The 9,396-nt window shown below is 72.6% G+C and carries 13 protein-coding genes; 5 read left to right on the top strand and 8 right to left on the bottom strand.

Annotated elements, in window-relative coordinates; all coding sequences use genetic code 11:
* The first annotated feature begins 28 nt into the window (after window positions 1-28).
* On the top strand, window positions 29-697 hold the full coding sequence (locus EST54_RS31660) for a precorrin-8X methylmutase (RefSeq protein WP_129251141.1): 669 nt from the start codon (window positions 29-31) through the stop codon (window positions 695-697).
* A complete protein-coding gene (locus EST54_RS31655) occupies window positions 694-2,247 on the top strand; it encodes a precorrin-2 C(20)-methyltransferase (RefSeq protein ID WP_129251140.1) in 1,554 nt (517 codons plus the stop codon). The genes EST54_RS31660 and EST54_RS31655 overlap by 4 nt, the downstream gene beginning before the upstream one ends.
* A 58-nt stretch (window positions 2,248-2,305) precedes the next feature.
* On the opposite strand, the gene EST54_RS31650 is transcribed toward EST54_RS31655, so the two are convergent.
* The 4 genes from EST54_RS31650 to EST54_RS31635 form a co-directional block, all read right to left on the bottom strand.
* Window positions 2,306-2,518, bottom strand: coding sequence for a type II toxin-antitoxin system HicB family antitoxin (locus EST54_RS31650; RefSeq protein ID WP_129251139.1), 213 nt, complete (start codon window positions 2,516-2,518; stop codon window positions 2,306-2,308).
* A gap of 143 nt (window positions 2,519-2,661) precedes the next feature.
* Window positions 2,662-3,009: a DUF397 domain-containing protein gene (locus EST54_RS36300; RefSeq protein ID WP_174857556.1), complete on the bottom strand. Its 348-nt coding sequence runs from the start codon at window positions 3,007-3,009 to the stop codon at window positions 2,662-2,664.
* Window positions 3,010-3,055: 46 nt separating this feature from the next.
* The gene (locus EST54_RS31640) at window positions 3,056-3,265 is read right to left on the bottom strand and encodes a DUF397 domain-containing protein (protein WP_129251138.1); all 210 of its coding nucleotides are present in this window, start codon (window positions 3,263-3,265) and stop codon (window positions 3,056-3,058) included.
* On the bottom strand, window positions 3,262-4,083 hold the full coding sequence (locus tag EST54_RS31635; protein ID WP_129251137.1) for a helix-turn-helix domain-containing protein: 822 nt from the start codon (window positions 4,081-4,083) through the stop codon (window positions 3,262-3,264). The genes EST54_RS31640 and EST54_RS31635 overlap by 4 nt, the downstream gene beginning before the upstream one ends.
* 143 nt (window positions 4,084-4,226) lie before the next feature.
* Between EST54_RS31635 and EST54_RS31630 the strand changes: the two genes are divergently transcribed.
* Together EST54_RS31630 and EST54_RS34190 are read left to right on the top strand one after the other, a co-directional pair.
* Window positions 4,227-4,448, top strand: a complete 222-nt coding sequence (locus EST54_RS31630; RefSeq protein ID WP_129251136.1) for a hypothetical protein — start codon at window positions 4,227-4,229, stop codon at window positions 4,446-4,448.
* Entirely contained in the window at window positions 4,445-4,594 is a 150-nt protein-coding gene (locus EST54_RS34190) for a hypothetical protein (RefSeq protein ID WP_154074043.1), read from the top strand. The genes EST54_RS31630 and EST54_RS34190 overlap by 4 nt, the downstream gene beginning before the upstream one ends.
* On the opposite strand, the gene EST54_RS31625 is transcribed toward EST54_RS34190, so the two are convergent.
* Window positions 4,572-5,351 (bottom strand): cobalt-precorrin-6A reductase, encoded by a 780-nt coding sequence (locus EST54_RS31625; protein WP_129251135.1) that lies wholly within the window; start codon window positions 5,349-5,351, stop codon window positions 4,572-4,574. The two genes, EST54_RS34190 and EST54_RS31625, sit on opposite strands and share 23 nt — an antisense overlap.
* Window positions 5,352-5,368: 17 nt before the next feature.
* On the opposite strand from EST54_RS31625, the gene EST54_RS31620 reads away from it, so the two are divergent.
* Window positions 5,369-6,580: a cobalt-precorrin-5B (C(1))-methyltransferase gene (locus EST54_RS31620; RefSeq protein WP_129251134.1), complete on the top strand. Its 1,212-nt coding sequence runs from the start codon at window positions 5,369-5,371 to the stop codon at window positions 6,578-6,580.
* Between the two features lie 21 nt (window positions 6,581-6,601).
* On the opposite strand, the gene EST54_RS31615 is transcribed toward EST54_RS31620, so the two are convergent.
* The 3 genes from EST54_RS31615 to cbiT all read right to left on the bottom strand — a co-directional run bounded on the left by EST54_RS31615 (window position 6,602) and on the right by cbiT (window position 9,377).
* A complete protein-coding gene (locus EST54_RS31615; RefSeq protein WP_129251133.1) occupies window positions 6,602-7,018 on the bottom strand; it encodes a hypothetical protein in 417 nt (138 codons plus the stop codon).
* A gap of 176 nt (window positions 7,019-7,194) precedes the next feature.
* Entirely contained in the window at window positions 7,195-7,983 is a 789-nt protein-coding gene (gene cobM, locus EST54_RS31610) for a precorrin-4 C(11)-methyltransferase (protein WP_129251132.1), read from the bottom strand.
* Window positions 7,980-9,377, bottom strand: coding sequence for a precorrin-6Y C5,15-methyltransferase (decarboxylating) subunit CbiT (gene cbiT, locus EST54_RS31605; RefSeq protein WP_129251131.1), 1,398 nt, complete (start codon window positions 9,375-9,377; stop codon window positions 7,980-7,982). The genes cobM and cbiT overlap by 4 nt, the downstream gene beginning before the upstream one ends.
* Between the last annotated feature and the right edge of the window lie 19 nt (window positions 9,378-9,396).

Raw genomic sequence — 9,396 nt, 5'->3', positions numbered from 1 at the left:
ACCCCGAGCCACCCCCGAGCCACGCCCCATGAGCCAGCCCGCACCCGACAACCCCGAGGCCACAGTGACCGCGTTCGACTACGAGAAGGACGGTGCGGCGATCTACCGCCAGTCCTTCGCCACCATCCGCGCCGAGGCGGACCTCGGCGGGCTGCCCGCCGACGTCAGCCAGGTCACGGTCCGCATGATCCACGCCTGCGGCATGGTCGACCTGGTACGCGATGTGGCCTTCACCCCCGGCGTGGTGGCGAGCGCCCGCGCCGCGCTGCGCGCCGGCGCCCCGATCCTCTGCGACGCCAACATGGTCGCCAGCGGCGTCACCCGCAAGCGGCTGCCGGCGGACAACGAGGTGCTGTGCACCCTCGCCGACCCGTCCGTCCCTGACCTGGCCGCCCGGATGGGGACGACCCGCAGCGCCGCCGCCCTGGAGCTGTGGCGCGACCGGATGGACGGCGCCGTGGTGGCGTTCGGCAACGCCCCCACCGCCCTCTTCCGGTTCCTGGAGATGATCGAGGAAGGGGCGCCCCGCCCGGCCGCCGTCATCGGCATACCCGTCGGCTTCATCGGCGCCGCGGAGTCCAAGGACGCGCTGATCACCCATCCGTCGAAGCTGGACCACCTGGTGGTGCGCGGGCGCCGGGGCGGCAGCGCCATGGCCGCCGCCGCGATCAACGCCCTGGCGAGCGAGGAAGAATGAGCGTGAGCGAGCAGCAGGCACCCGGCACCGACGGCACACCGTCCCCGGCCACCCCCGGCCGTCTCTACGGCGTCGGGCTCGGCCCCGGCGACCCGTCCCTGATGACCGTGCGGGCCGTACAGGTCATCGGCGAGGCCGACGTCATCGCGTACCACAGCGCCCGGCACGGACGCTCCATCGCGCGCGCGATCGCCGCCGAGCACCTGACCGCCGACCACATCGAGGAGGCGCTGGTCTACCCGGTCACCACCGAGTCGACCGACCACCCCGGCGGCTACCGGGGCGCGCTGGACGAGTTCTACGAGGCCGCGGCGGCCCGCCTCGCCGCCCACCTCGACGCCGGCCGCACCGTCGCCGTCATCTCCGAGGGCGACCCGCTCTTCTACGGCTCCTACCAGCACATGCACAAGCGGCTGGCCGACCGCTACCCGACCGAGGTCATCCCCGGCGTCACCTCCGTCAGCGCCGCCGCGGCCCGCCTGGGCAGGCCGCTCGCCGAGGCCGACGAGGTCCTGACGATCCTCCCCGGCACCCTGCCGGAGGAGGAGCTGACCGCCCGTCTGGCCTCCACCGACGCCGCCGTCGTCATGAAGCTCGGCCGCACCTTCCCCACCGTGCGCCGCGCCATGGAACGCTCCGGCCGCCTGCCGGAGGCCCACTACGTCGAACGCGCCACCATGTCCGGTGAACGCACCGAAAAACTGGCCGACATCGACGCGGACACGGTCCCGTACTTCTCCGTCACCGTCGTCCCCAGCCGCATCGCGAGCCCGCCGCCCGAGGCTTCCGCGGCATCCGGCCCCGGCGAGGTGGTGGTCGTCGGCACCGGCCCGGCCGGCCCGCTCTGGCTGACCCCCGAGTCCCGCGGCGCCCTCGCCTCCGCCCAGGACCTCGTCGGCTACACCACCTACCTCGACCGCGTCCCGCGCCGCCCCGGCCAGCGCCGCCACGCTTCCGACAACAAGGTCGAGTCCGAACGCGCCGAACTCGCCCTGGACCTGGCCGGGCGCGGCCGCCGGGTGGCCGTGGTCTCCGGCGGCGACCCCGGCATCTTCGCCATGGCCACCGCCGTGATGGAGGTCGCCGCCCAGGACCCGTACCGCGCCATCCCCGTCCGCGTCCTGCCGGGCGTCACCGCCGCCAACGCGGCCGCCGCCCGCGCCGGCGCCCCCCTCGGCCACGACTACGCGGTGATCTCCCTCTCCGACCGCCTCAAGCCCTGGGAGGTCATCGCCGAACGCCTCCACGCGGCGGCCGGCGCCGATCTGGCCCTGGCCCTCTACAACCCCGGCTCCCGCACCCGCACCTGGCAGGTCGGCAAGGCCCGCGAACTCCTCCTGGAACACCGCGCCCCCGACACCCCCGTCATCCTCGCCCGCGACATCGGCGGCCCCGAGGAATCCCTCCGCACCGTCCGCCTCACCGACCTGGACCCGCACCAGGTCGACATGCGCACGCTGTTGATCGTCGGCTCGTCCCAGACCCAGGCGGTACGGCGCGACGACGGGACCGAGGCCGTGTGGACGCCTCGGAGGTATCCGGAGGGGTGAGGCCGGTGAGTGTGCCGCCTCTGAGCCCGTGGCCGGAGGCGGCACCTGCCCATCCCAGCTAGCCCACATGCATACGAGAACTGGGCAGCACCGGCTCGATCTCTACCTCAACGTCCTCGGTTTCGACATCGAGCATGACGGCGATGGCTTCGCGCGCCGCCTCCTCGGCCTTGTCGAGGCGCTTGGCCTGGCTGAACACCCCCGGGAGGTCCGGGACTTCCAGGGCCCACCATTTGGCCGCGTGGCGCGCTGTGACGCGGTAGGCGGTCATCGCCACCACCCTTCTCCGAGTTCCGGTTCGAGGGTCTTGTTCAGGCGTTCAGGTCCAGGGCGCGGATCGGTTCGCCGTGCCATCTCTTCGGGGACGTGGTGGCGGCATCGCGGTGTCGTCCAGGACGATGTACAGGGCGTCGCTCACCGGCCGGTCACCTGGGCCAGACGCCGGTCGAGCTCACAATCCAAGTCCTGCTGCTGTGCCGCGGCCGGGACGTACCCGTTCCACTCCTTCAGCGTCGTCAGCGCCTTCCTGGCGCGCTCTGCACGCTCAGCCGGGGTCAGCAGACGGCCGTTCTTCACGGTGGCTATGAACCCCGACCAGGCGGTGGCCGGGAAGAGCAGCACACCGCCGGTGGGGTTCTTGCTGTCACGGACCGGGACGACGCCGGGGAAGCCGTCGGAGACCTCGACGCAGTTGTCCTCTCCGCCGTCGCTGTAGCTGCTCTTGCGCCAGGCGATGCCGGCCAGAATCGGGGTTGCCTTCACGCTGCTGCCTTCCGGTAGCTGTTTGACGGATACCGCTTCTCCTCCCTCAGTCCAGCCAGTCGGCCTTCGCCTGGCGTATGAAGTCAGCCCAAGCCATGGCCGGGATCAACAGCGCCGGGCCCTCGGGGTTCTTGCTGTCACGGACAGGGACGGCATCGGGGAAGCCGTCGGCGACCTCCACGCAGTTGTCAGCTCCCCCATCGCTGTAGCTGCTCTTACGCCACACCGCGCCGGTCAGGTCGGGAATGGTGTTCATGGTCTGCTGTCCTCCACCAACTGCCTGATGAATGCTGCTGAGTCGGGCGGCGAGAGCGCCGCGTCGCGAAGCTGATCGTAAGACAGGCGGTATCGCTCAACCTCGGCTGGCTCTTCGAGAAGTTCGCCTGACTTGTTGCCTTCCAGGTAGGCAACGCCGCTACCGTCCGCCATCCACAAGAGCCACAGTGAACCACCCATCAGGCTATGCACTCCGGCGGCGAAGGGAAGCACCTGGATGGTCACGTGCTGAGCCTCGGCAGCCTCTGAGATGCGCACCAATTGGTCATGCCAGATCTTGGGATCGGGCACCGGGCGGCGCAAAGCCGACTCATCAAGGATGATCCGGACGTTCGGCGGTCGGTCACGCTGCAACAACTCCTGTCTGCCGAGTCGGGCGGCCACTGCCTCTTCGAGCTCATCGGGGCTTACGGGAGTGGGCGAAGACGACAGCGAGAACTTGGCGAAGTCCTCTGTCTGCAACAGCCCAGGAACCGTGATCGCGTACGCATGGAGGATGGTCGCCTTCGCCTCCAGCTGCATGAACAACCGGTACTTGTCCTTGAAGGCGTCCAGCCGCGCCAGCTTCCACAGCCGTACGAGCAGTCCGCCCGTTGCGTAGACCTGGTCGAGCGTCTCCATGACCGGCAGCTTCGAGAGGCGTTCGCCGGTCTCCAGGCGGTGCAGGTAGGTGCGGTCGTAGTTGGTCTCGTCGGCGAGCTGGGCCAGGGAACGGCCCGACGTGCCGCGTAAATGGCGGAGTTCGCTGGCGAGTACGGCGCGAGCGGAATCTTCATTCTCGGGACTGCGTTCGACCATCTCAACTCCCTTTGTTGCCCTGCGTGGTGACAACGTCGGATATCTATCGAGATCCGGATTCGGGCGACAACTCTAGGACTGCACAAGCAATTTGGCAGTTCCTTCAGGATCAGGAACCCGAACGGAGAAGAGCGAAAATGGGAATGGCGGAGCGCAGTCCGGCGGCCGGGCGGGTCCGGGACGCCGAACAGGCACGGGACGAGCTGCGGACGGCGCTGAAGGACGTGGGGATCACCCTGCCGTCGCTGGGGCTCGACATCGTCTCGCTGGCCGGGGACTTTCCGCGTCCGCTCGTGGATCTCGGGCGCTGTACGCCCGACCTCGCACGCCGGATCGCGGAATCACTGCGGAAGGATGCGCCGTGAGTGAGGAGGAGGCGGCGGAAGAAAGCGAATCCGGTCGGGAAGCACCGTACGAGGAAGAGAAAGAACCGGAAGCCGAGGACCGTCGTGCGGAATTACGGCAGCGGGTCCGTGAGGCCAATCACCTCAGTGTGAATCTGCCCCGCTGAGAATTCCCCGCAGCCATTCCGCCGCCTCCTCCGGCCCCGCCGCCACCGGTACCCCCTCCGGGACGGGCGGCCGCCGGACGACGACCACCGGCAGGCCCGCCTCCCGGGCCGCCGTCAGCTTGGCGGCGGTGGCGGCCGCCCCGCTGTCCTTCGTCACGAGGGCGTCGATGCGGTGGTCGCGGAGAAGGGTCCGTTCGCCCTCCACGGTGAAGGGGCCGCGGTCCAGGAGGGTGGTCATCCGGGGCGGGTAGGGGGGCTCGGGGGCGTCGACGGAGCGGACGAGGAACCAGAGGTCGGTGAGGTGGGCGAAGTGGGCGAGGCCCATGCGGCCCGTGGTGAGGAAGACGCGGTTGCCGAGGTCCGGGAGGGCGGCGGCGGCCTCGTCCAGAGAGGTGACCTGGTGCCAGAGGTCGCCGGGTCCCGGTACCCAGCCGGGACGGCGCAGCGCCAGCAGGGGAACATGGGCGGTGGCGGCCGCCAGGGCCGCGTTCCGACTGATCGTGTCGGCGAAGGGATGGGTGGCATCGATGAGCGCGTCCACCGCGTGCGCGCGCAGCCAGCGGGCGAGGCCCTCGGGGCCGCCGAAACCGCCGATGCGGACCTCCCCGGCGGGCAGCCGGGGCGCGGCGACCCGGCCGGCGAGCGAGCTCGTCACCCGCAGGGACGGGTCCGGCACGAGCAGGCCGGCCAGGCGGCGGGCCTCGGTCGTGCCGCCGAGAATCAGGACGTGGCGCACCGGGCGGGCTGCGTCGTTCATGGGATGTGGGTTCCTCCGTGGCTGAAGCGCAACCGCAGGGTACGGGGCCGCAGGGTACGGGGAAGGCCGCGGGCGGGCGCAGCGCGCAGCTCGCGCACACCGGGCTGCGGCACGGCTGGACGACCGGTGCCTGTGCGACGGCGGCGAGCACGGCCGCGTACACGGCGCTGCTGAGCGGTGAGTTCCCGGACCCGGTGACGATCACGCTGCCGAAGGGGCAGACACCGTCCTTCGCCCTGGCGGTGGAGGAGTTGGCGGCGGGCCGGACCTCCGCGATGGCGGGTGTCGTCAAGGATGCGGGCGACGATCCGGACGTCACACACGGGGCGCTCGTCCGCGCCACGGTGCGGGCGCTGCCCGCCGGGTCCGGCATCGTCTTCCGGGCCGGGCCGGGGGTCGGGACGGTGACCCGGCCGGGGCTGCCGCTGGACGTCGGCGAACCGGCGATCAACCCCGTACCGCGGCAGCTGATGCGGGACCATCTGAGGGAGGTCGCGGGACGGTACGGCGGCACGGGGGCGGGCGCGGCGCCGGACGTCGAGGTGGAGATTTCGATCGATCACGGGGAGGAGATCGCCCGGAGCACCTGGAATCCGCGGCTGGGCATCCTGGGCGGGCTGTCGATCCTGGGGACCACCGGGATCGTGGTGCCGTACTCCTGCTCGGCCTGGATCGACTCCATCCGGCGGGGGGTGGATGTGGCGCGGGCCGCGGGGCGGCGGCATGTGGCCGGGTGTACGGGATCGACCTCGGAGAAGGTCGCCGTCGCCCTGCACCACCTGCCCGAGGACGCCCTACTGGACATGGGCGACTTCGCCGGCGCGGTGCTGAAGTACCTGCGGCGTCATCCGGTCGAGCGGCTGACGGTCTGCGGCGGGTTCGCCAAGCTGTCCAAGCTGGCGGCGGGGCATCTGGATCTGCACTCCGCGCGCTCACAGGTGGACAAGGGGTTCCTGGCGGAACTGGCCCGGCAGGGCGGGGCGGACGAGGCGCTGGCGGCTGCGGTGGCGGAGGCCAACACGGGTTTGGCGGCACTGCAGTTGTGTGCCGCGGCGGGGGTGCCGCTGGGCGATCTGGTGGCGGCGCGGGCGCGCGAGGAGTCGCTGGCCGTGCTGCGGGGGGCGCCCGTCGCGGTCGACATCATCTGCATCGACCGCGCGGGGATGGTGGTGGGGCGGGCGGAGCCGCGGGGCCCCGGTGAGACCGGCCGTGGAGAGCCCCTCGGGTGAGGGGCCTCCCCGACTCGGCGGTCAGTAGTTGCGGTAGCCGCGATCGAAGTTGTTGTTGCGACCGAAGTTGTTGTTGCGGTAGCCGCCGCGGGCGAACCGGTCCAGACCGCAGTGGCCCGTCCTGCCGGTGAGCGCGCCCAGGGCCGTCTTCAGGGCACAGGCCGTCAGCCGGAGCGGGTTGTTGCGGTACCGCCCCCGGCCCTCGTTGCGCCCGTTCCGGCGGTCGTGCCGCCGGTCCCGGCGCTCGTTGAACCGGCTCGGCGTGTCGTAGGTACGGGCCGGGGCGTCGTGCATCCACGGCGAGGCGTCGTGGGTCTGCGCCGGGGTGTCCGTCGCCAGCGTGGGGTTGTCCTTGCCGTCCGCGACGGCGACGGGGCCGCCGACGAGCGTCAGCACGGTTGCGGCGCCGACCAGGCCGGCGGCGAGTTTGGTACGCATCGTGGCGTACTCCTTTGCTCGGCCCCCCTTGGGTGTCGCAGCTTCCTTACCGGCCCCCGGGAGCCAGGAAACGGACATTCACCCCGATGCGGTGAGATCACCCACCGGACGGTCCCGGCCTCACGGCGTGTCAGCCGGTTCCGCTGCCCTACGGCGTGTCCGTCGGTTCTGCTGCCCTACGGCGTGTCCGTCGGTTCCGGCTCCGGCGCCGCGCACGGGGCGTGCGGCCGCTCGCGGTCCGTCGAGTAGAGGTGGCTGTCGCGGAACTGCTCGGCGCCCAGGGTGCGCCCGACGAGGATGACGGCCGTCCGCACCACGCCCGCGTCCTTCACCTGGCCGGCGATATCGGCGAGGGTGCCGCGCAGCACGAGTTCGTCGGGGCGGGAGGCCATGGCGACGACGGCGGCCGGGCAGTCGGCGCCGTAGTGCGGCAGGAGTTCGGCGACGACCCGGTCGACGTACATGGCCGCCAGATGCAGCACCAGCAGCGCGCCGCTGCGTCCGAGGGTGGCGAGGTTCTCGCCCTCGGGCATGGGCGTGGCGCGCTGGGCGACGCGGGTGAGGATGACGGTCTGGCCGACGGTGGGGACGGTCAGCTCGCGCTTGAGGGCGGCGGCCGCGGCGGCGAACGCGGGGACGCCCGGCACCACGTCGTACGGCACACCGGCCGCGTCCAGCCGTCGCATCTGCTCGGCGACCGCGCTGAAGACGGACGGATCGCCGGAGTGCAGCCGGGCGACGTCGTGGCCCTCCTCGTGGGCGCGGACCATCTCGGCGGTGATCGTGTCGAGGTCCAGCTGCGCGGTGTCGATCAGCCGCGCGCCGGGCGGGCACTCGGCGAGCAGCTCGCGCGGCACCAGGCTGCCGGCGTACAGACACACCCCGCAGGACGCGAGCGTACGGGCGCCGCGCACGGTGATCAGGTCGGCGGCGCCGGGGCCCGCGCCGATGAAGTGGACGGTCATGGCTGTCGGTTCTCCTGCGAGGACGGTCCCGGAGAGGCGGGAGGAGCGGCGGAGGAGGAAGCGGAGGAGGCGGAACGGGAGTCGGCCGGGGGTTTGACCGCCGACCACTGGGTGACCGGCATCGCCTGCCGCCAGCCCGTGAAGCCGCCGACCGGCACCGCGTGGGAGACAGCGAGCCGGACCAGTTCGCCGCCGTGGCGACGGTGGCGCTCGGCGAGCAGCGCCTCGGATTCCAGGGTCACCGTATTGGCGACGAGGCGGCCGCCGGCAGGCAGCGCCGCCCAACAGGCGTCGAGCAGGCCGGGGGCGGTCAGCCCGCCGCCGATGAACACCGCGTCCGGCACCGGCAGCCCCTCCAGCGCGGCGGGCGCGGAACCGGTGACCACCCGCAGCCCCGGTACGCCGAGCGTCCGCGCGTTCCGGCCGATGCGCTCGGCGCGTACCGGGTCCCGCTCGACGCTGACGGCGCGGCAACTGCGGTGCGCCCGCAGCCATTCGACGGCGATGGAGCCGGAGCCGCCGCCGATGTCCCACAGGAGTTCACCGGGGGCGGGCGCCAGCGCGGCCAGGGTGGCGGCCCGGACATGACGCTTGGTCAGCTGGCCGTCGTGCTCGTAGGCCGCGTCGGGCAGGCCGGGGACGGTGGACAGGTGCGGGGTGCCAGGCGCGCGGACGCAGTCGAGCGCGAGGACGTTGAGGGCGTCGCCGGGCGGGAGGTCCCAGTCGGCGGCCACGCCCTCGGCCGTCCGCTCGCGGGCGCCGCCGAGTTGCTCCAGTACGCGCATCCGGGTCGGGCCGAAGCCGTGGGTGCGCAGCAGCGCGGCGACCTCGGCGGGGGTGTGGGCGCCCGCGGACAGCACCAGCACCCGGCGGCCGTCGTACAGCGCCCGGAGGAGGTTCTCGGCGGGCCGTCCGACGAGCGTGACGACCTCGGTGTCCTCCACCGGCCAGCCGAGGCGGGCGCAGGCGTAGGAGACGGCGGAGGGGTGCGGGAGGATGCGCAGCCGGTGGCCGGCGGCGGGGGCCGGCGCCTCTCCCGACGGCCCGCCCGGCGCGTCCGGCGGAGCGCCCTCCGCCTGCTCCGCCAGCACCTCGGTCAGGGTCCGGCCGATCCCGTAGAACATCGGGTCGCCGCTGGCCAGCACGCAGATCCGGCGTCCGGCGTACGCGGCGAGCAGGCCGGGGACGGCGGGACGCAGCGGGGAGGGCCACGGGACGCGCTCGCCGGTGCACTCCGCGGGCAGCAGCGCCAGCTGGCGGGCGCCGCCGATCAGCACCTCGGCCGCGCACAGGGCCCGGCGGGAGGCGGCGGGCAGTCCGTCCCAGCCGTCGGCCCCGATACCGACGACGGACAGCGGCTCGGGAGCGGCCGGGGCGGGTGGTGCGGGGCTCACTGCCGGGTACCTCAGGGGG

The sequence above is a fragment of the Streptomyces sioyaensis genome, assembly GCF_004122735.1.
GTDB lineage: Bacteria > Actinomycetota > Actinomycetes > Streptomycetales > Streptomycetaceae > Streptomyces > Streptomyces sioyaensis.
Note: the sequence above shows the minus strand (reverse complement) of the source record. Positions and strands in the feature narration are given on the sequence as shown.

What these genes read in the sequence shown, in the direction of transcription:
- EST54_RS31640 (WP_129251138.1), bottom strand. Translation starts at nt 3,265, where the DNA reads ATGAACACCATTCCCGACCTGACCGGCGCGGTGTGGCGTAAGAGCAGC.
- cobM (WP_129251132.1), bottom strand. Translation starts at nt 7,983, where the DNA reads ATGACCGTCCACTTCATCGGCGCGGGCCCCGGCGCCGCCGACCTGATC.
- EST54_RS31660 (WP_129251141.1), top strand. Translation starts at nt 29, where the DNA reads ATGAGCCAGCCCGCACCCGACAACCCCGAGGCCACAGTGACCGCGTTC.
- EST54_RS31630 (WP_129251136.1), top strand. Translation starts at nt 4,227, where the DNA reads ATGGCGGAGCGCAGTCCGGCGGCCGGGCGGGTCCGGGACGCCGAACAG.
- EST54_RS31655 (WP_129251140.1), top strand. Translation starts at nt 694, where the DNA reads ATGAGCGTGAGCGAGCAGCAGGCACCCGGCACCGACGGCACACCGTCC.
- EST54_RS31625 (WP_129251135.1), bottom strand. Translation starts at nt 5,351, where the DNA reads ATGAACGACGCAGCCCGCCCGGTGCGCCACGTCCTGATTCTCGGCGGC.
- EST54_RS31650 (WP_129251139.1), bottom strand. Translation starts at nt 2,518, where the DNA reads ATGACCGCCTACCGCGTCACAGCGCGCCACGCGGCCAAATGGTGGGCC.
- EST54_RS31615 (WP_129251133.1), bottom strand. Translation starts at nt 7,018, where the DNA reads ATGCGTACCAAACTCGCCGCCGGCCTGGTCGGCGCCGCAACCGTGCTG.
- EST54_RS31635 (WP_129251137.1), bottom strand. Translation starts at nt 4,083, where the DNA reads ATGGTCGAACGCAGTCCCGAGAATGAAGATTCCGCTCGCGCCGTACTC.